General features: G+C 70.2%; 18 protein-coding genes and 1 tRNA gene. 7 read left to right on the top strand and 12 right to left on the bottom strand.

The window, feature by feature from the left end:
- Positions 1-76: 76 nt before the first annotated feature.
- Positions 77-256 (bottom strand): hypothetical protein, encoded by a 180-nt coding sequence (locus tag NV348_RS16850; protein ID WP_447147730.1) that lies wholly within the window; start codon positions 254-256, stop codon positions 77-79.
- A gap of 116 nt (positions 257-372) precedes the next feature.
- Between NV348_RS16850 and NV348_RS16845 the strand changes: the two genes are divergently transcribed.
- Both NV348_RS16845 and NV348_RS16840 read left to right on the top strand, forming a co-directional pair.
- The gene (locus NV348_RS16845) at positions 373-1,032 is read left to right on the top strand and encodes a histone deacetylase (RefSeq protein WP_447147729.1); all 660 of its coding nucleotides are present in this window, start codon (positions 373-375) and stop codon (positions 1,030-1,032) included.
- 74 nt (positions 1,033-1,106) lie between these two features.
- Positions 1,107-2,537 (top strand): lipase maturation factor family protein, encoded by a 1,431-nt coding sequence (locus NV348_RS16840; protein WP_447147728.1) that lies wholly within the window; start codon positions 1,107-1,109, stop codon positions 2,535-2,537.
- A 43-nt stretch (positions 2,538-2,580) separates the two neighbouring features.
- Here the strand turns inward: NV348_RS16840 and NV348_RS16835 are convergent.
- Together NV348_RS16835 and NV348_RS16830 are read right to left on the bottom strand one after the other, a co-directional pair.
- A tRNA-Gly gene (locus NV348_RS16835) sits at positions 2,581-2,656 on the bottom strand.
- 119 nt (positions 2,657-2,775) lie between these two features.
- Positions 2,776-2,961: a hypothetical protein gene (locus tag NV348_RS16830; protein ID WP_447147727.1), complete on the bottom strand. Its 186-nt coding sequence runs from the start codon at positions 2,959-2,961 to the stop codon at positions 2,776-2,778.
- Between the two features lie 230 nt (positions 2,962-3,191).
- On the opposite strand from NV348_RS16830, the gene NV348_RS16825 reads away from it, so the two are divergent.
- Positions 3,192-3,614: a hypothetical protein gene (locus NV348_RS16825; RefSeq protein ID WP_447147726.1), complete on the top strand. Its 423-nt coding sequence runs from the start codon at positions 3,192-3,194 to the stop codon at positions 3,612-3,614.
- Between the two features lie 174 nt (positions 3,615-3,788).
- Here NV348_RS16825 and NV348_RS16820 read toward each other — a convergent pair whose 3' ends face one another.
- Positions 3,789-4,391: a TetR/AcrR family transcriptional regulator gene (locus tag NV348_RS16820; RefSeq protein ID WP_447147725.1), complete on the bottom strand. Its 603-nt coding sequence runs from the start codon at positions 4,389-4,391 to the stop codon at positions 3,789-3,791.
- Positions 4,392-4,453: 62 nt separating this feature from the next.
- Here NV348_RS16820 and NV348_RS16815 point away from each other — a divergent pair, with 62 nt between their 5' ends.
- Positions 4,454-4,882 (top strand): PaaI family thioesterase, encoded by a 429-nt coding sequence (locus tag NV348_RS16815; protein WP_447147724.1) that lies wholly within the window; start codon positions 4,454-4,456, stop codon positions 4,880-4,882.
- Positions 4,883-4,947: 65 nt separating this feature from the next.
- On the opposite strand, the gene NV348_RS16810 is transcribed toward NV348_RS16815, so the two are convergent.
- Positions 4,948-5,712 (bottom strand): lysophospholipid acyltransferase family protein, encoded by a 765-nt coding sequence (locus NV348_RS16810; protein ID WP_447147723.1) that lies wholly within the window; start codon positions 5,710-5,712, stop codon positions 4,948-4,950.
- Between the two features lie 41 nt (positions 5,713-5,753).
- Here NV348_RS16810 and NV348_RS16805 point away from each other — a divergent pair, with 41 nt between their 5' ends.
- Both NV348_RS16805 and NV348_RS16800 read left to right on the top strand, forming a co-directional pair.
- Positions 5,754-6,686 (top strand): hypothetical protein, encoded by a 933-nt coding sequence (locus tag NV348_RS16805; RefSeq protein WP_447147722.1) that lies wholly within the window; start codon positions 5,754-5,756, stop codon positions 6,684-6,686.
- Between the two features lie 115 nt (positions 6,687-6,801).
- The gene (locus tag NV348_RS16800) at positions 6,802-8,337 is read left to right on the top strand and encodes a Rieske 2Fe-2S domain-containing protein (RefSeq protein ID WP_447147721.1); all 1,536 of its coding nucleotides are present in this window, start codon (positions 6,802-6,804) and stop codon (positions 8,335-8,337) included.
- Here the strand turns inward: NV348_RS16800 and NV348_RS16795 are convergent, their stop codons facing one another.
- The 6 genes from NV348_RS16795 to NV348_RS16770 all read right to left on the bottom strand — a co-directional run bounded on the left by NV348_RS16795 (position 8,338) and on the right by NV348_RS16770 (position 17,483).
- On the bottom strand, positions 8,338-9,375 hold the full coding sequence (locus NV348_RS16795) for a Gfo/Idh/MocA family protein (protein WP_447147720.1): 1,038 nt from the start codon (positions 9,373-9,375) through the stop codon (positions 8,338-8,340). It lies immediately after the preceding gene.
- Positions 9,376-9,442: 67 nt separating this feature from the next.
- A complete protein-coding gene (locus NV348_RS16790) occupies positions 9,443-11,368 on the bottom strand; it encodes a protein kinase domain-containing protein (RefSeq protein ID WP_447147719.1) in 1,926 nt (641 codons plus the stop codon).
- Positions 11,365-13,164 (bottom strand): serine/threonine-protein kinase, encoded by a 1,800-nt coding sequence (locus NV348_RS16785; RefSeq protein ID WP_447147718.1) that lies wholly within the window; start codon positions 13,162-13,164, stop codon positions 11,365-11,367. Before NV348_RS16785 ends, NV348_RS16790 begins: the two co-directional genes overlap by 4 nt.
- A gap of 75 nt (positions 13,165-13,239) precedes the next feature.
- Positions 13,240-14,403 carry a DUF7373 family lipoprotein gene (locus NV348_RS16780; protein ID WP_447147717.1) on the bottom strand — a complete coding sequence of 388 codons (1,164 nt, stop codon included), beginning with the start codon at positions 14,401-14,403 and terminating at the stop codon, positions 13,240-13,242.
- 81 nt (positions 14,404-14,484) lie between these two features.
- Entirely contained in the window at positions 14,485-16,362 is a 1,878-nt protein-coding gene (locus tag NV348_RS16775) for a serine/threonine-protein kinase (RefSeq protein WP_447147716.1), read from the bottom strand.
- 200 nt (positions 16,363-16,562) lie between these two features.
- Complete coding sequence (locus NV348_RS16770; RefSeq protein WP_447147715.1) at positions 16,563-17,483, bottom strand: DMT family transporter; 921 nt, start codon at positions 17,481-17,483, stop codon at positions 16,563-16,565.
- A 108-nt stretch (positions 17,484-17,591) separates the two neighbouring features.
- Here NV348_RS16770 and NV348_RS16765 point away from each other — a divergent pair, with 108 nt between their 5' ends.
- Complete coding sequence (locus tag NV348_RS16765) at positions 17,592-17,951, top strand: hypothetical protein (protein WP_447147714.1); 360 nt, start codon at positions 17,592-17,594, stop codon at positions 17,949-17,951.
- Here NV348_RS16765 and NV348_RS16760 read toward each other — a convergent pair whose 3' ends face one another.
- Positions 17,952-19,400, bottom strand: coding sequence for an MFS transporter (locus NV348_RS16760; protein ID WP_447147713.1), 1,449 nt, complete (start codon positions 19,398-19,400; stop codon positions 17,952-17,954).
- Between the last annotated feature and the right edge of the window lie 55 nt (positions 19,401-19,455).

The raw sequence follows: 19,455 nt of genomic DNA, 5'->3' as shown, positions 1-19,455 counted from the left end.
GCGAAGAGGGGCGTCATCCGGGTTTCCGGGACGCCCCTTTCGCGGGCGAACCACCCGTCTCGGGTGAGATCGCGGGTCAGAAGATGGTCTGGCTGTTGCACAGGAACTCCGACGTGCCGCCGACGGTGTGCACGGCGACCTTGCGGTGGGGCGCGTCGTCGCAGTCGGGCAGTTGCGGCGGGATGACATTCGCGGTGGCCAGCTGGCAGCCGACGCCGAAGGAGGCGTCGACGGTGGCGTCGTCGCACGACGGCAAACCGGTGGGCGCCTGGCTGGTGCTCGAGTCCTCCCGACCCGTCGAAGGAAGAATCGATGGTAGAAGCGCATTCGTTTCCTCCGCTCAGGAAACCGTGACCCACCCGAGGTGAGCCCGTGACCACAGCTCAGTACGTCTGGTACGCCGCGTACGGCTCCAACATGCACGCCGCGCGGTTCGCCTACTACCTCGACGGTGGCACCCCGCCGGGGACGGCGCACCGCTATCCGGGCTTCCGCGATCGCACCCCACCGGCGGCGATCGCGCCGCTCACCCTGCCGGGCAGCCGGTATTTCGCCTGGCAGAGCCAGGTGTGGACCGGCGGTGTCGCCTTCTACACCGACCGCCCGGCCACCGGCTGGCCGACCGGTGTCGCGGCGCGGGGGTACCTGCTCACCGTCGGCCAGTTCGGTGATCTCCTCGCCCAGGAGATGCACCGGACGCCGAACGCCGACTTCGACCTCGCGCCCGTGCTCGCCGAGGGCTCCGTACGGCTCGGACCCGGCCGCTACGAGACCGTGCTGTGCGCCGGGGCCTTCGACGGCATACCGATTCTCACCTGCACCGCGCCCTGGCTGCCGGAAACCGTTGACCTGCGACGACCATCGGCCCGCTATGTCGCCATGATCGCCGCCGGTCTGCGCGAATCACACGGGTGGGACAGCGACCGCATCGTGGACCATCTGACCGTGCTGCCCGGCATCGCCGCCCGCTGGCACCAGCCCGACCTGCGCGCCGTTGTGCACGCCGGACCCGGCCTCGACCTGCCGGAATGACGGTCGGCGTTTCGCCGAACGGCCATCGGGTAGACAATCGAATCAGGGGAGCATGACCGTCCGGGAGCGGGTGCATGGACTGGTTCACGGCGCCGGAGTACTGGCAGGGCAGGCTGATCTTCCAGCGTGGCCTGGCGGTGATCTACGCTCTAGCGTTCCTCGGCGCCGCACTGCAATTCCGCGCGCTGCTCGGCGAGCGCGGGATGCTGCCCGTGCCGCGCTACCTGGCGCGGACCCGGTTCCGCCGGGCGCCGAGCCTGTTCCAGCTGCACTATTCGGATCGCGCCTACGCCGCCGTGGCCTGGTCAGGGGTGGTGGTGGCGATCGCGGTCGCCGTGGGGGCCGCCGATCTGGTGCCGCTGTGGGGCTCGATGGCGCTGTGGTTCGTGCTGTGGGTGCTGTATCTGTCGATCGTCAACGTCGGGCAGGCCTGGTACGCCTTCGGCTGGGAATCCCTGCTGCTCGAGGCTGGTTTTCTGGCGATCTTCCTGGGCAACGACACCGTCGCGCCGCCGCTGCTCGTGCTGTTCGCCGCGCGCTGGCTGCTGTTCCGGGTGGAGTTCGGCGCCGGGCTGATCAAGATGCGCGGCGACCGTTGCTGGCGTGACCTGACCTGCCTGTACTACCACCACGAGACCCAGCCGATGCCCGGCCCGCTGAGCTGGTTCTTCCACCATCTGCCGCGACCACTGCACCGGGTGGAGGTCGCGGCCAATCACTTCGCGCAGCTGGTGGTGCCGTTCGGGTTGTTCGCGCCGCAGCCGGTGGCGAGCGTGGCGGCGGGCATCGTCATCGTCACCCAGCTGTGGCTGGTGCTGTCCGGAAATTTCGCCTGGCTGAACTGGGTGACGCTGTTGCTGGCCACGACGGTGGTCGACGGGCGGTTCTACGCGATGCTGCCCGACGCGCCCGAGGCGCAGCCGCCACCGGCGTGGTTCACCGGCGCGGTGTTCGCCTATGTCGGGCTGGTCGTGGTGCTGAGTTATCAGCCGGTCGCCAACCTGCTCTCGTCGCGGCAGGCCATGAACGCGTCGTTCGAGCCATTGCACCTGGTCAACACCTATGGCGCGTTCGGCGACATCACCCGGGTCCGGCACGAGATCGTGCTCGAGGGCACCGATGCCACCGAGCTCACCGCGGACACGCAGTGGCGCGAGTACGAGTTCAAGGGCAAACCGGGCGACCCGCGCTGCCTGCCCCGCCAGTGGGCGCCGTACCACCTGCGCCTGGACTGGCTGATGTGGTTCGCCGCGCTGTCACCCGCCTATGCCAGAGGGTGGGCGCTGCCGCTGGCCCTGCGCCTGCTCCGCAACGACCCCGACACCCTGCGCCTGCTGCGGCACTGCCCCTTCCCCGACGCGCCGCCGCACTACCTGCGCGCCCGGCTCTACGAGTACCACTTCAGCTCACCCACGGAACTGTTCCGGCAGCGGATCTGGTGGCGGCGCAGACTGATCGGCGACTACCTGCCGCCGGTGACCTACGAGCGGATCATGCGGCGCTGAGAACGAGAAAAGCCCGGTGCGACAGTGTCGACCGGGCTCTTCGTGGAGCGGATGACGAGATTCGAACTCGCGACCCTCACCTTGGCAAGGTGATGCGCTACCAGCTGCGCTACATCCGCACGCCGTGCGAGGCCCGTTCCGGGATCACCGGGGGCTTCGTCGTGCGAGAAGGAACTCTAGCGCGTCGGCCGCGAAAAACGAAATCCGTGCGCACAGCCGACGAGCGGTAGCGGTGAGGTCAGCGCGGGGCGCGGCGGATACCGATCAGCGGCAGGACCGACGCGGCCTCGGCCAGGACCCAGGGCGCCGGTTCGAGGGTCAGCGCGCAGACGGCGGTCCAGAGCAGCGACGACCAGGCCAGATAGGTCGGTGGCGCGATCGCGCGCCGGTCGAGCCGGCCCCGCCCGGACTGCGGCACGGACAACTGCGGACCGCGCCGGTGCGGCGAGCCACTCCCCCGGTGACGACCACGGTCGCGCCACCGCCCGCGACGACCACACCGCCGACAACGACCGCCACGGCCACAACCAGCCGCGCTCCCAGCCGCGCACCCGCCTGACCCCGCCGTTAAGCGCTCACCAAGGTTCCGGAATCCCTTGCCGGGAAAGCTCTTTCCCAGTCCGGTGGTCGCCACCGGCACTGGAGAGGAACGGGATGAAGACTCTGGGACTGGTCGCGGCGGGCGTCGCCGCGACCACCGTGACCATCATGGGCGCAGGCCCGGCGCACGCGGACTTCACCGACGCGGTGGAGTTCACCGACAGCGGTGAGAACGTCGACGAGGGCGAGTTCGGCGAGTACGCGATCGATCGGAACAACCCGGGATCATGCCTGGCGGTGCAGAACCACACCGGCGGGCGGGTGACGGTGCGGCTGAATTACCCGACCAGTCAGGGCAAGTGGACCTTCGCCCACGACGACGTGGGCGTGCTGACCCGCAACAACCGCGTGGTGACCTCGCCGTCCGGACGCTGGAGCGTGCGGACCAACCCGCCGATCGTGTTCCACTGGGTCTACGACGGCAACCTGAACAACCGTAAGGGCTGCAACGGATCCTGGGTGCTGACCATGAACTGATCCGGGACTCGTCACGGCCGCGCGAAGGCGCTCCGATGATCGGCGGCCCACTCGGCGTAGCTGCGGGGCGCGCGGCCGCGGACCTCGGCGAGGTCGGCGGCCTGGTCGCGGCCGGTCTGCGGGGTGGGGCCGGTGCGGGTGTACGTGTGGCCGTGGTGTCCGGGCCACGGCCGATCACGGCCGAGGGTTGTCGGGCCGCGCGTCGAAGATCGCGGTCGTGAGTGCCCTGACCAGGGCGGTGGCTTCCGGTGGTGGCACGTCCCCGGTGATGAGGTGCCGACGTACGACGGCGAGCGGAAGGTCGAACATCGCGAACTGTGCCTGCTCGGCCGGCAGGCCCGCGTCGGTCGAAACACGTCCGACCAGGCGCTTGATTTCCCCGGCCTGCGTGTCGTGCAGCGATTCCAGCTCCCGACGCGATTCGGCCGACCACAGGTCCGGAGCGAACGCCTGCACCCCGGCGTGTAACACCGCCGCCGAGGCCGGACGCTCGCGACACCAGTCGACGATCCACTCGCCGGCTCGAATGGCGGCGGCCGATGTCGGCTCACCGCCGATGGTTCGCAGATAGCCGGCCTGGAAGTCGCGCACCGTGTGCAGCCAGACCGCGGCCAGCAGAGCGGGCCGATCGGGGAAGCGGTGGTAGACGGAGCCACTCGGCGCACCGAGCGCGCGGGCGACGGCGCTCATGGTGAGCGCGCGAGCTCCGCCTGCCGCGAACAACTCGGCGGCGGCGGCCACGAGGGCATCGACGGAATAGGTGGCGGGTCTTCCCATTGTTCTGGAGATTATGCTCTACTTCTCTTTTAGAGGGTAGTCCCTAGAAAAGGTGGTGGCAGGTGACGGAGATCAGCTTGGCTGTGGCTCAACAGGTTTTGGCGGCACAGCCCTTCAACCAGGTGGTGGGCGCCGAGTTGGCGGCGTTCGGAGACGGTGCGGCGATCCTCGAGCTGGACATCGCCGACCATCACCGCCAGCAGTTCGGATTCGTCCACGGCGGCGTTCTGGCGTATTGCGCGGACAACGCGCTCACCTTCGCCGCTGGAACGGTGTTGGGCGCGAACATCCTGACCACGGATGTGCGCATCAAGTATCTGCGCGCGGCTCGCCATGGGCGGCTCCGCACGACAGCCGTGGTGAAGACCCACAGCCGGCGGGACGCCGAGTGCACTGCGCGGATCGAGATCGTCGAGGACGACGGGACCGTGACGCTGTGCGCGACGGCTGAGGGTGCGGCACGGATTCCCGAACGCAAGGTGCTCGCCTGATCCGCGGCGTGCCACCAGACTCCGAGTCCGGCTACCGTCTCGGAGCCTGGTGACCGATCCTCCGATCAGGAGGGCGGATCGTTGCGGGCCCGCTCCGCCTTGCGGGCGAGGCGCTCGGCGGCCTCGGCGTCGTCGAGCGCGGTGGCCTCCTCCAGGGTCGGGGCGCTGCCGCCGAGGCGACGCGGGACCCAGTAGGCGCCGGGCTCGTGTTCGTAGGATTCCTGCAGGTCGGCCAGCATCTCCTGCATCGTGCTCCGGAGCTGGGCGGTCAGCTCGGCGGCCGGTTCGTGCGGCTTGATCGGGGCGCCCACGGCGATCGAGATGGGGGTGTTGGTGCGGCCGAGACGCTTCGGGAAGCCCTTGGTCCAGACGCGCTGGGCGCCCCAGATGACGATCGGGATGATCGGGACGTCGGCCTCCAGCGCCATCCGGGCGGCGCCGGACTTGAACTCCTTGATCTCGAAGCTGCGGCTGATGGTGGCCTCGGGGTAGACGCCGACCAGTTCGCCGGCGCGCAGGTATTTCACCGCCGACTTGTAGGAGTCGGCGCCCGCGGTGCGGTCCACCGGGATGTGCTTGAGGGCGCGCATGATCGGGCCGGAGACGCGGTTGTCGAACACCTCCTGCTTGGCCATGAACCTGATGTAGCGACCAGGGGTGCGCGCGGGCAGTCCCGCGTAGGTGAAGTCCATGTAGCCGGTGTGGTTGATCGCCACCACGGCACCACCGGACGCGGGGATGTTCTCCGCGCCCTTGACGGTGAACTTCAGACCTTCGAGGAAGAAGACGGTACGGGCCAGGCCGATGATCGACCGGTAGACGGGTTCCACAATTCAGCTAGCGTAGTCGCAGATCGTGCCACGGCCCAGGAATGAGGAACGTCGTAGTGGAACGCGCGCAGCCGACCCCGCCTGCTCTGCCCCGTCCCCGCCCGCACCGCGCCGTCGCGCTGGCCGCGGGACTCACCGTCACCGTGGCGTTGATCGCCGGGTGCGATTCGGTCTCGGGTATCCCCGGCGACGATCCCGCGCCGGCGGACACCAGCACCGCGACGACGACCGCACCGCCGTCGACCACCGCCGCCCAGGCGATCGCCCCCGGCGAACCCGCGCCGACCAAGGCCACCACCCCGCTGCCCGCCGACGCGCCGCAGGTCGGCGCGGTCCCCGGCAACGCCGAAGCCGTGACCGCGGTCCGCCGCTGGGCCGCCGACCTGCAGACGAGCACGCCCGCCGAACTCCAGGCCAAGTGCTGGACCATCCCGCCGCGCACGGTCACCGACATGTACGCCGACCCGCAGTCGATCCTCGCCGCGTTGAGACAGCCCGGTACCGCGACCGCCGACACCGTCACCTGGCGCAACCGCGGCACCACCGTCACCGTGGAGCGCGACGCCGTCGCGACGGGTTACGCCTGCGGCCGGGTGTTCGCGGCCGGCGTCGAGCCCGGTTACGACGAGGCCGACGCCCGCCACACCGTCCGCCGCTACCTCGCGCGCGCCACCGGCAAACCGCTCGATCCGGCCGACATCGAATCCACCCATCCGCTGACCTGCAAGGCAAGCCTCACCACCTGGGACCCCCAGGGCACCGGCAACCCCTCAGCACCCCCGCTGACCGGCGACTCGGGCAAAGTAGGCAATGTCACCTCCTATGCCGATGACGAGCTACGATCCGACCAGGTTCGCGGCGACTACCTGGCAGTTCATGTCCCGGTGACCACCTCGCCGGGGGGCACGCGGATGCGGACTTTCACCGTCGTACCGACCGCCGAGGGCTACTGCATCGGTGACGTAACGGTTTAGCCACTACCCTGGTTGGCTGGTCCGCCGGAGCAGTCAGGGCCCCAAGGCGGCAGCTTGCGTAACCACGCAGGGCCCCTGATCCGGCGAATCAGATACTGGTAGGAGGAAACAGCTCGTGCAGATCACCAGCGTCGGACACGCAGGCTTCCACATCCGAACCACGGCCGGGACGATCCTGTGCGATCCCTGGGTCAATCCCGCGTATTTCGCCTCGTGGTTCCCGTTCCCGGACAACTCCCAGCTCGATTGGGAGTCGCTCGGCGATGTCGACTACCTGTATGTCTCGCACCTGCATCGCGACCACTTCGACGCCGCGCTGCTGCGCAAGTATGTCAACAAGGACGCGACCATCCTGCTCCCCGACTACCCGGTGCCGGATCTGCGCCGGGAGCTCGAGGCGCTGGGCTTCACCAAGTTCTTCGAGACCGAGAACTCGGTCAAGCACACCGTCACCGGGCCCAAGGGTTCGCTCGACATCATGATCGTGGCGCTGCGCGCGCCCGCCGACGGCCCGATCGGCGACTCCGGCATTCTCATCTCCGACGGTGAGACCACCTGTTTCAACATGAACGACGCGCGCCCGGTGGACATGGACGTGATCCACGAGGCGTTCGGCGACATCGACGTCCATCTGCTGCAGTATTCGGGCGCCATCTGGTACCCGGCCGTGTACGACATCCCGGCCCGCACCAAGGCCAACTTCGGCAAGCAGAAGCGTCAGCGCGGCATGGACCGCGCCCGTTCCTACATCGAGCAGGTCGGCGCGACCTGGGTGGTGCCCTCGGCCGGCCCGCCGGTGTTCCTCGACGACGAGCTGCGCTTCCTCAACGACGATCGCGGCGACGAGGGCAACATCTTCCCCGACCAGATGGTGTTCCTCGAGCAGATGGAGATCCACGGCAACGCCGGCGGCATCCTGATGATCCCTGGCTCGGTCGCTGACGTGCGGGGCAAGGAACTCGACCTCGCGCACCCCTTCGATCCGGACCGGATCTTCGGCGACAAGGCCGCCTACATCGCGGAGATGGCCGAGCGGTTCGCACCGGTGCTCGCCGCCGAGAAGGCGTCCTGGGAGATCGGCGAGGGCTCGCTGCTCGAGCCGCTGCGTGAGCTATTCGAGCCGATCATGAAGCAGTCGGCGCTGATCAGCGACGGCATCGGTTACCCGGTCGGTCTGGTCATCGGCGACGAGACCGTGGTGCTGGACTTCCCGCACCGCACGGTCCGCGCGCCGATCGAGGGCGAAGGCCGCTACCGCTACGGCTTCCGGATCGCCCCCGAGCTGGTCCGCACCGTGCTGCGCGACAACGAGCCGGACTGGGTCAACACGATCTTTCTGTCGACCCGCTTCCAGGCGTGGCGCATCGGCGGCTACAACGAGTTCCTCTACACCTTCTTCAAGTGCCTCACCGACGAGCGCATCGCCTACGCCGACGGCTGGTTCTCCGAGGCCCACGACGACTCCGCCGTCACCGAACTCGACGGCTGGGAAGTCCAGCGCCGCTGCCCCCACCTCAAGGCCGACCTCTCCACATTCGGTGTGGTGGAAGGCAACAACCTCACCTGCAACCTGCACGGCTGGCAGTGGGACCTGGAATCGGGCCGCTGCAAGACCTCCAAGGGCCACGAACTGCGCTCGCGCAAGCTCTGATCAGGGCTCGGCTGCTTCCTGGCGGGCGTATTCGAGGATGCGGAGGGTTTCCACGGCGTCGCGGGGGTCGACGGGGACCGGGGTGCCGTCGAGGAGGGTCGCGGCCATGCCCGCGTAGAAGGCTGGGTAGTCGCCGGGGCGGGTAGGGAGGGGGCGGAGGTCGTCACCGGCGCCGAAGGTGCCCCACTTCTCGGGTGGGACTGTGCCCCAGGGTTTTCCGTCGCCGGGGCGGCGGCCGGCGCGCAGGTCGTCTTCCTGGGGGTCGAGGCCGTGCACGGTGTAGCCGTTCATCGAACCGAGGACTCGCAGGCGTGGCCCCAGCTGCGGGGTGACGGCGCTCATCCACAGCTGGGAACGCGTTCCGCGGGCGTGGGTGAGGGCGAGGAAGACGTCGTCGTCGGCGTTGACGCCGGGGCGGCGGCGGTCGATCTCGGCGTAGAGCTCGGTGACCGGGCCGAACAGGGTCAGCGCCTGGTCGACCAGGTGACTGCCCAGATCGAACAGGATGCCCGCGCCTTCGGCGGCGTCACCCACCTCGCGCCAGCCACCCCTGGTGACCGGACGCCAGCGTTCGAATCGCGACTCGAACCGGCGCACCTCGCCGAGTTCACCCGCCGCCAGCAGCGCGCGCACGGTCAGGAAGTCGTTGTCCCAGCGGCGATTCTGGAACACGCTCAACGCCAGTCCCGCCTCCTCGGCGGCCGTCACCACGGCGTCGGCCTCGGTGGATGTCACCGCGAACGGCTTGTCGACCACCACGGGCAGACCAGCGGCCAGCGCCCGCAGCGCCAAGGGCGCGTGGCTGCGATTGGGCGTGGCGATCACCGCCAGGTCGATCCCCGCCGGATCGGCGAACAGCGCGTCGGTGCTCGGCAGCACCCGCACGCCGGGATGCTCGGCCCGCGCCCGCGCCGCCCGTTCCTCGGACGAGGTGACCACCACCGCCACCCGCAACCGCGGATCGGCCGCGATCAGCGGCGCGTGGAACACCGACCCGGCCAGGCCGTACCCGACTACCGCTACCCCGAGCTGGTCCATCGCTGTCCCTTTCGTGGTGGGTTTCCGGGATCGAGTATGCCCCGGCGCCCGGCCTCGGGCGGGGATCTCAGCGCTTGGGCAACCTGTCCACCACGTGGCGCAGGACCTGGGTGGCGAGCCCGCAGTACTCGTCGCGGTTGCCGTCGCCGCCGTGCACGGACACCTCGACGGTTTCCTCCTCGGACTTCGGCGCGAGGTAGGCCCGGGTGCAGATCGCCTTCGAATTGCCCTGGTCGACATACATCTGGAGCCCGTCGGCAGAAATCGTGACCACCTCCTTGCCCGAGGTGTACGTGCTGGTGCGCGTCAATTTCACGCTGAGCTCCACGCGGGCATCCCACTGGCAGGTGTGCGCGTCGGCGATGGTGGGCTCGGGCGGGAGCTCGCCGATCTTCGCGGTCACGAAGTCGCGATCGAGCAGGGTGCACGGGTCGAGCAGTGCCAGCGACGACTCCGGGTACGTGGCGCGCGGCGCGTCCGTGAGGGAGCGGGCGATATTGGCGGCGACGTAATCGATGCCGTCGCACCCCTTCACCTCGCTCGGCTGCATCAGGGTGATGACGATGCCCGCCTCGTGCTCGGCGCCAGGGCTCGCGATCGCCCGCGTGCAGGCCGCCGCGCTGCCGTCGATGATCGGAACACCCTCCACGACAGTCACATTCGGCGTCAGGTACTCGTCTTCCGCACCGAGCGCCAGGCCGATGGTGTATTTGCCACCACTGGCCCGGCAACCCCACGACATCGAGGGCTGGAGCTTCAACGAGCTCGTGGCCAGCGGGGTGGGCGCGACCGGTACCGCGTCACCGAGGGCGGTGGCGAGCCACGGGCAGGCGTCGATCTGCCGCAGCTGGGCGAGCGTCAGGCCGGTGACCGGCGCCGGTGGCGTTTGCGGCCTGGTGACGACATACGTGATCCCCGCGAGGGCGAGCAGTAGCACGGCCAGCCCGCCCGCCAGTCCCCGCCGGATACGCGGAGTCGCTTCGTGCCAGCGCTGCTGGCCGGAACGCAGTGCACGCCCGCCGGTTTCGAGTGCGGCCCGGCCGAAACCCGCGAGCACCTCGGGCAGCGGCCTGGCCGATACCGGCTCCGGTGCGGCGGCGGGCGGCAGCGCGGCGAGCAAGGCCGAGACCTGATCCTGCTGGCGGCCGATGTCGTCGAGCACCGGGGCGGGCCAGGGCGCGGGTGCGGTCGACGGGCCACCGAGGTAGTCCAGGATCTGGGCGGGCGTCGGCCTGGCGGCCGGATCCTTGCGCAGGCACGCGGCGATCATCTCGAAGAGCTGTTCGGGCACCCGGCTCAGGTCGGGTTCGCGCTGGGTGATGTTGAACAGCGTGTACGGCACCGACGGCGCGGCGAACGGCGCGTTACCGGACGCGGCGAACGCGAGCACCGAGCCGAGCGCGAAGACATCCGCGGCCGGGGTGGGTGTCAGGCCGAGAGCCTGTTCGGGCGACAGGTAATCGGGGGTGCCCAGCGTGGTCACCGAGCCGGTCGACGGCGCTCCGGACCCGGGGGTGATGCCGATTTCGCCGAGCCGCCCACCGTCCCTGGCCAGCAGGACCGAATCCGACCGCAGCCGCTGGTGCACCAGCCCCGCGGCGTGCACGGTCCGCAGGGCCGCGGCCAGGGCCGCGGCCAGCGCGCGGACGGCGGGCACCGGCAGCGGACCGTGCTCGGCGACGGCGCTGTCCAGCCGGACCCCGGGCACGAACACCGAGGCGAGCCAAGGCTTCTCGGCATCGGCGTCGACATCGATCACCGTCGTATTACCGGGACCGGACACCCGCATGGCGGCAACGGCGCTGTGTCGCAGCCTGACCCGGAACTCCGGCTCGTCGACGAGTTCCGCCTGCGCCTGCTGCACCACGACCAGTGCGTTGTCCGGCCCCGCAGCGAGCACCGAGCGGAAGCCCGCCGTGGATTCGAGGGAACCGAGCACCCGGTAGCGGCCGATGGTGTCGGGTTCGCCGGGACCGCGGGGATGAATCGTCATGAGGTCGGCAACTTCGCGAGAACGGGAGCGAACAGGGTGGCGGCGGTACCGCAGAGATCGGGCGGCTGGGGCAGGAAGGACTGGAACATCGCGCGTACCTGCTCGGCCTGATCGTCTCGGGTCGGCCGGATCATGACGGTGAGCTCGCAGTAGTTCGAACCCTGGTTCTGGACGTAGATCGGGCGACCGGCGATCGTCGTGGTCGACTTGACCTTGGCACCGGCGACGTTGTCCGGCCGGATCCGATCGGTGAGGTCGAGCGAGAAGTAGCCGTCGGGTCCCGTCACGCCACAACCGTGGGTGAACCGGTTGCGTACCAGGTCACCGGTCACCGCCCGGACTGCGCCGACATCGATCAGCGCGCAGGCGTCGAGCAGCAGCACCGAGTTCGCCGGGTCGTCCCGCAGCGGCGGGTTGACAGCCAACCGCCGCACCACCGCGCTAAGCGCGCGCTCGGCCGCCGGGCAGCCGTCGCCGTCGGGCGGCTGCGCGGTCATGGTCAGCGCCATCGGCAGGCCGCTCTGGGTGATCACCGTCCGGTCGCAGATGCGGGCCTCCTTGTTGCGGCCCAGGACCGGCATCCAGTTGATGGTGGTGCCCATCCGCTGCTTGCCTCTGCGGACCTCGGAGACCGGCAGACCCGTCTCGAGGGTGAAGTACACCTTGGTGCCGGCCTGGTCGCGGTAGGAGATGCTGCATCCCGAGATCCCGTTGGGCACGAGTTCGCCCACCGCCGTGCCCACTTCGCCCAGCACCGGCGGCTTCATCAGCTCGCAGATGTCGAGCCCGCGCGTTTCCGCGTCGGTCAGCGCCAGCGGCGCGTCGTCCATCGCCACCGCGGTGCCGTCGACGCCGATCCCCCACATCGTGATCGCGCCGAGCACCAGCGCCGACACCACCGCGGCGACCAGGACCAGCCGCGACCACGACCGCTGCGGCGCGGCTTCGGACACCTGCTCGACCACGGCCGTGCCCGACGCCCAGCGCGCCGCCTCGGCCTGGCACTCGCCGATCCGCCTGCGGATGCGGACCGGCCAGACCGGTTCGGCCTCGATCGCGCTCGCCGCGTCGAGCAGCTGCTCCGGCGTCGGGCGGGCGGCCGGGTCTTTCGCCAGGCACGCGTCGACCAGCGAGCGGATCGGCTCGGGGATACCGCGGGTGTCCGGTGCGGTGTAGAGGACGTTGTAGAGGACCTGCGGGGTCGACGCCGCGTCGAACGGGCTGGCGCCGGTGGCGGCCATCGCCAGGATCGCGCCGACGGCGAATACATCGGAAGCCGGTGTGAGCGAACGACATTCGGCCTGCTCGGGCGACATGTAGGCGGGTGAACCGAGCACCGTGCCGGTCGCGGTGAGGGTGACGTCGTCCTCGAGCGCCCTGGCGATGCCGAAATCGATCACGCGCGGACCGTCGCTGGTGAGCAGCACGTTGCCCGGCTTCAGATCGCGATGTACCAGGCCGGTGCGGTGGATCTCGAGCAGCGCCATCGCCAGCCCGGTGGCCAGCAGCTTCAGCCCGCTGACCGTCAGCCTGCCGAACTCGGCGACCATGTCCTGCAGCGAGGGACCGGCGATGTACTCCGAGGCCAGCCACGGGATTTCGGCGTCGGCGTCGTGATCGACGACACCGGCGGTGTAGGCACCGGTGACCTGCTGTGAGGCGAGCACCTCGCGGCGGAATCTGGCCCGGAACTCCGGGCTGCCGGTGAACTGCCGGTGGATCTTCTTCACCGCGACCAACCGGCCGTCGGGCACCTGCCCCAGCAGCACCTGGCCCATCCCGCCCCGCCCGATCACCGCCAGCAACCGATGCCAAGCCCAGCTGTGCGGGATCGTGCGGACCCAGAGGCTTCATCGCCTGGCCTCCCGTAGTCACCGGGCGCCGCTCAGCAGCGCGTACTGCGCGACCGCCAGCTGCCGGACGTCGATCTCCTGGTTGCTGTACACGCGAACGACGAACTCGTCATGACGGATCAGGCAGGCGAATCGCCGCGCCTCGATCACCTCGAGGCTCGGGCGTGCCGCGCGGTAGCACGCGAAACCGGCGATCCCCGCGCCGTTCGGCATGGCCGTGTAATCGGCGTCGAGCAGCAGTTCCTCCTCCGACTCCGCGAAGGTGCGCGCGGCGTGCTCGTCACCGGCGCGATGCAGGAACTTGTTGTACGACACCGCGACCGCGCCGACCGAGCCCGCGGCCAGTTCACGCAGCCGCGTGGTCGGCTTGTCGAGCATGAGCGCGTAGGCCCGGGGCCCGTAGACCGCGAAATCCATCCGGTCGGGCCAGTAGTCGCCGGTCTTCACGATCCGGGTCAGCAGCTGACCGCTGTCGAGTTTCACCGCCGCGAGGTCGGTGGCAGGGGTCGGCACGAAGCTGTCGAGTTCGGCGAGCTGGGCCCGATAGGTGCGGGTGAGCAGATCGACCAGTACCTCGGGCAGCGGATCGATGACCTTCGCGAAGACCCGGATCACCAGGTTCTTCCACACCAGCCAGCTGCCGACCGTCGGCACGCCAGGGCGCCAATGGCTCAGCGCCGTGGGGAAGTCGGGGAGCGGCAGCGGCGCGTTCTCGGTGTTGGCGCCGAAGTCGGCCGCGGCCATCGCCTGCGCGGCGGCCATCGCCTGGTCCGCGTCGGGCAGCGACAGGACCGCGATCGACAGGTACTTCTCTTTCTGCTCGTTGTCCGGCTGGCCGTTGCTGCCGGTCGCACCGAAACCGGCCAGCACGTCGAACGGTTCCAGCGCGAAACGCTGCACACCGGAGAGCATGTCGAAGACGCCGCCCACCCCGACGATGACGCCGCCACCGTCGCCGACCGTCAGATCGGGGTCGACGAGATCGGCGTAGAGCACCCGCTCGCCGATGCGCACCGATTCCGCCAGCGATCCGCGCAGCCGATCCGGGGCGTCGTCGTAGTCGCCCGGCACCGGCGCCAGGGCGTAGTCACCGTGATCGGGCACGACGGCATCGTCACCGCACGCGGCGGTGAACAGGGTGAGCGACAGCAATGCCGCGAGACAACGCGACCGGTAACGCACGAACATTCCCCTCCGACCGGCGGTTACCGCCGGACCCCTCCCGAACTCTGCCGTGAAACTATCACCCGCCCCCGCGGGCCGCTACCGCGCGGGCAACCGGCCGACAGCCTGCTTCACGAGCGTATCTGCGAGAGCGCACAGCCCGGTGCTGTTCTGCTTCGGGTCGGCGGCGAGCACTTCGACCACCTCGGTGAAGGTCTGGCCGACCTTGCGGAATCGGTACAGCCGACGGCATTCGGTCGTCGAGTTCATCGACGATGTGGAGTCCTCGACCAGGATGCCGTCACCGATATCGATCAGCTCGTCTTCGGCCGAGGTCTGCTGCTGGCGTGGCTGCGAGAGCGTGATCCGCACCGGGGTGGCTCCCGGCCACTCACAGCTGTGCGCCGACTTCGCGACCGGTGTTCCGAGTGCGGCGAAGGCCGAATTGTCCACCAGTGCACAGGGATCGACCGTGGCCAGCGACTTCGCCGCGGCCGGATCGGCGCGCAGGGTCCCGAGCGAGGCGGTGAGCCGGTCGACGACGTGGTCGGCGAGGGCGCACTCGTCGCGCGCGAAGGTGTCCACCGTGATGCCCCAGCGCTCGCCCTCGATCGCGAAGGCGCAGTCGTCGCCTCGGCGGGCCACCGCGTAGCCGTTCATCACCGCCGCGCCGGAGGTGAATCCGTCGAGTGGGGCGCCGATCTCGACCGCGACCCGCGCGCCGCCGGAGCTGCCGTCACAGCCCCAGCTCGACGTCGGCTGCCAGCGCCAGGACGAGACATCGGTGGACGCTTTGACCGCCGCCGAGGCGGGCAGGATCGGGCCGAGGGCCTGCGGCAGCCAGGCGCACGTGTCGACGCCGCGCAGCTGATCGATGCTGGGGAGAGTGGCCGTCGGCGTGGCGATCGGGGGTGCCGATTCGCCACCGCGCAACACCACCGCCGTGAGCCCGGCGACAAGCACCGCGGCCACCGCCACGGCGAGGCCGAGTCGCAGTGCGGTGCGGCGTTTCCGGGGTGGTTCGGCGGCCGGTGTCGCGGTGGGTGGCCGGGGGCTCGCGAGGTCGGCCGGAATGATCTGGGTTGCTTCGGGATCCGAGGTCAGCGCCACCAGATTCCGGGTCTGATCGGCGATTTCGGTGTGGACCGGCGCGGGCCACGGGTGCGCCTGGACCGGGAGGACGCCGAGGTAGTCCAGGATCTGCGCGGGGGTGGGCCTGGCCTGGGGATCCTTGTTCAGGCAACCCGCGATCAGCTCGCGCAGCGGCGCGGGGACCTGATCGAGCTGGGGCTCGCTGTGGACGATGTTGAACAGGGTGTACGGCGCGGAGGTGGCGGCGAACGGACTCTGGCCGGTGGCCGCCATGCACAGCAGCGAACCGAGGGAGAAGACGTCGCCGGCCGAGGTCACCGGTTCGCTCATGGCCTGCTCCGGTGACATGTACGCGGGCGAGCCGACGACCGCGCCGACCTCGGTGAGCGCCCCGGCACCCACGGCCTGGGCGATGCCGAAATCGATCACCCGTGGCCCGTCGGCGGCCAGGATCACATTGGCGGGCTTGAGATCCCGGTGCACCAGGCCGGTCGCGTGGATGGAGTGCAGGGCCGAAGCGAGACCGGAGGTGAGAGTGCGCAGCGCCGGGACCGGCAGCGGGCCGAGTTCGCGGACAGCGCGGTCCAGCGGCACACCGGCGATGAATACCGAGGCCAGCCACGGTGTTTCGCCGCTGGTGTCGAAATCGACGACCGCCGCGGTGAAGGCGCCGGAGACGCGGGCGGAGATGGCGACCTCGCGTTCGAAGCGGGCCCGGAATTCGCGGTCGTCGAGCAGGTGCGCGTGGATCTGCTTGATCGCGACGAATCGTCCATCCGGGCCCGTGGCCAGCAGGACCCGCCCCATGCCGCCCGCACCGAGCACACCCCGGATCCGATATCGGCCGATCATCGCTTGCTCGCCCGGCGCCAACGGTTCGATCACTTCGGCACTCCCCCACTTCACTCCCGCCACGGCGGGCGAGCCCACCTCGATCAGGCGGCCCGGTTCGTTCGCGAGCAACCTAACACCCGCGCCGATCGGGCAGCCGTCGTGACGGCGGGCCGGTGCCGACGACGCCGCGGGCGCAGCTCGACGTCGAGTCTGGGCCGAGGCACGACCGGCGGCCCAGGCCGACCGGCCCGTCAGCGATCGGCCGAGGCCTGGGCGCGGCTGGCTACGAGTACGGCGGCAAGGACGACGAGGCAGCCGAGAACGGCTGCGGTGGAAAGTCTTCCGTCGACGGCGTCGAGGATCAGTGCGGCGACGAGCTGGCCCGCGACGGAGGTCAGGCCGAGCAGCAGGACGCCGATCAGGCCGACGGTGTAAGCGGCCAGGGCGATGAAGGCCACGCCGATCAGGCCGCCGAGATACATCCAGGGGGAGGTGGGAAATCGCTCCGGCAGACCGGTCGTGATCAGGGTGAACACGTCGAACAGGCACAGGGCCACCAGGCCGACGGCGAAGTTCACCAGGGTCGCCGAGAACGGGCCGCCCACGGCGCCGACCCGGCCGTTCACGGCCTGCTGCCAGGCCAGGCCGATTCCCGCGAGCGCGGGTATGGCGATGAGTAGCAGCGGGATGTCGGGGAGGCCGGTCACCGCGGTCGCGGTCGCGGAATGACCGCCCGCGCCGAGGAGTACGCCGCCGATGCCCAGGATCGCGCCGACTACCCGCCATCGGGTGATCGGGGTGCGGCCGACGGGGGCGAGGCCGAGCCGGTCTACGACGAGGCTGCTGAGCAGCTGGCCCGCGACCACCGCGACGGTGAACGCGGTGACGCCGATCGCGGCGATCGTGAGGCCCTGACCGGCGACGAAGAACGCTCCACACAGCCCGCCGAGCAGCTGCCACGGCCGTAACTCCCCGGCGGACACGGCAGTCCGCACCTGTGTCAGACCCACGCGCAGGTGGGGACTGACCGCGAGGGCGATCAGGAGGGCGACGAGACCGGTCGCGAAGCTGATGGTGGCGGCCGCGACGCCGTCGCCCAGCTCGGCGCCGAGTGCGCCGTTGATCCGGCCCTGCACGGCGACACCGGCGCCGATGCAGAATCCGAAGACCAATCCCAGTCCGTTGCGCCCGACCACCGTGCCCTTTCGCCAGCTCCGCCGTAGCCTTCGACAGTAGACCCGGCCCGGTGCCGTCGTCCGGAATCGTCAGGGGTGGCAACGATGTCAGAGGTCGCGGTGGTGTCGCATCCGGTGATCGGGGTGGTGCTGCGACGGCACCGGGCGGCGCTCGTCGACGGTTTCGCCGCCGAACTCGGGATCGCGGAACCGGATATGGCGCGCACGATGGTGCTCGACCATCACGGCGTGCGGCCGCGCACCGACCGGCTGGTGGAGACGTTCCGGATCGCCGATCGGGTCGATGTCAGCCACGGTCTGCTCCGCAGCGGGCTCGACTCGGCATTCGTCCGCGCGGTGGTCGGGCGGTTCCCCTATCGCGGGTTCCACGGGTTTCTGGTGCGCAGCGCGTTGCGGCACGGAGTGCGGCATCCGGCGCGACCGCTGCCGATGCTGCGGTGGTAACTAGTCCTCGACGCGCGGCGGCAACCAGCTCGGGGTGAGCAGGGCGGTCACCAGCAGCACCGTGCCGAGCAGGGCGATCGTGGTCGACATCGGCAGCCACTGGGTGGCCGCTGCGACGAAGCCGAACACCAACAGCGCCACGATCTCCGAGAGCAGCCCGGAGAACGACAGTACGGTCGCGCGAGCCGGGCCCGCGATGGCCGCCTGCAACCGCGCCCCCGCCACCACCTCGACGGCGAAGTCCACACCATAGGCGACGCCGATCCCGACGAACCCCGCCCACAACAGCACCGGCCCCACCGTGAGCGCGGCGCCCACCGCCAGCGATCCCGCGATGAAGAGCAGGCCAGCGGCGAACAGCGCCACGGCGAGCCAGCGCGCCGGGACGAGTTCGGTCCGACCGGCCAGCAGCGATCCGGCGAGCGAGCCCACCACCGTCACGCCGACCAGCAGCGCGGACGCACTGGTCGACGCGCCGCCGGACACGGCGAGCAGACCGAAGTACTCGTCGAAGGCGGTGACGCCGTACAGCAGGGCGCCCAGCAGCACGCCCCGGCGCACCCGGCGAACCCGGAACGCCTCGGCGGTGCCGGTGCGCAGCATGGTCAGGTATCGCGCCGGGCCGGTGGGCGTCTCAGCCGCAACCGCGGTGTCCGGGAGGGTGTCGTCCGGCGCGACCCCGTGGTCGGCGGGGTCGTCTGTCTCGGTGCGGGCCGCGTCTTCGATGTGGGCCGCTGCGCTACCGGCGCGGGCCGCTTCGCCGGGGGCTGTCGAGCGTGGGTGCCCGGGAGCCGCACCCGGGACCTGGTGCGGGCCGGGGGCCGGGGGTTCGTCGTCGAGGTCGTCGACGGCGGTCGCGGAGATGGCGACCGGCGCGCTCGGCAACGCCACCGCGGTCAGCGTGTGCAGCAGGGCGATGCCCACGCTGACCCAGCCGACCAGCGGATAGCCGCCGAGCGTGAAGAGCGGGGCGGCCACCAGGATCGCCACCAGCACCGTGGTTTCCTGGGCACCGCGCGCCCAGCCGATGATCGAGGCATAGGCCGACGGCTCGCCGCGGGCGACGAGGTCGTCGTAGATCAGTGCCTCGAACGTGCCCGATTCCAGCGACGACGCGACGCTCCAGATCACGAAGCCCAGGGCGAAACCGAGGAACGACGGGGCCAGCATCCACAGCGCGAAGCAGGATGCCTGCAGCAGACAGCTCAGGACAAGTAGCGCCCGGCGGGAGACGGTGTCGGCCCACGCACCCGAGGGCACCTCCAGCACGAACGCGGTCACCGACCAGAGGGCGAGCAGCAGCGAGATCTGCGCGGTGCTCAGGCCGTGATCGGCGAACAGCACGCCGTAGAGCGCGTAGATCGGCAGCAGATCGCGCGTGCCCTTGAACAGGACCGCCCGAACCGCGACACCACGCACGCCGACCGGTTCACCGGTCAAGCGCGCCACCACCGCCGCGACGCGCCGGTAGCGCTCCGAAGGTCAACAGCGGTAGATGAGCATT

The organism is Nocardia fodinahabitans, from assembly GCF_052983615.1.
Note: the sequence above shows the minus strand (reverse complement) of the source record. Positions and strands in the feature narration are given on the sequence as shown.

Bases quoted from the DNA above. Each gene is read 5' to 3' on its own strand.
- NV348_RS16840 (WP_447147728.1), top strand. From the start codon at position 1,107: ATGGACTGGTTCACGGCGCCGGAGTACTGGCAGGGCAGGCTGATCTTC.
- NV348_RS16825 (WP_447147726.1), top strand. From the start codon at position 3,192: ATGAAGACTCTGGGACTGGTCGCGGCGGGCGTCGCCGCGACCACCGTG.
- NV348_RS16820 (WP_447147725.1), bottom strand. From the start codon at position 4,391: ATGGGAAGACCCGCCACCTATTCCGTCGATGCCCTCGTGGCCGCCGCC.
- NV348_RS16805 (WP_447147722.1), top strand. From the start codon at position 5,754: ATGAGGAACGTCGTAGTGGAACGCGCGCAGCCGACCCCGCCTGCTCTG.
- NV348_RS16795 (WP_447147720.1), bottom strand. From the start codon at position 9,375: ATGGACCAGCTCGGGGTAGCGGTAGTCGGGTACGGCCTGGCCGGGTCG.
- NV348_RS16790 (WP_447147719.1), bottom strand. From the start codon at position 11,368: ATGACGATTCATCCCCGCGGTCCCGGCGAACCCGACACCATCGGCCGC.
- NV348_RS16765 (WP_447147714.1), top strand. From the start codon at position 17,592: ATGTCAGAGGTCGCGGTGGTGTCGCATCCGGTGATCGGGGTGGTGCTG.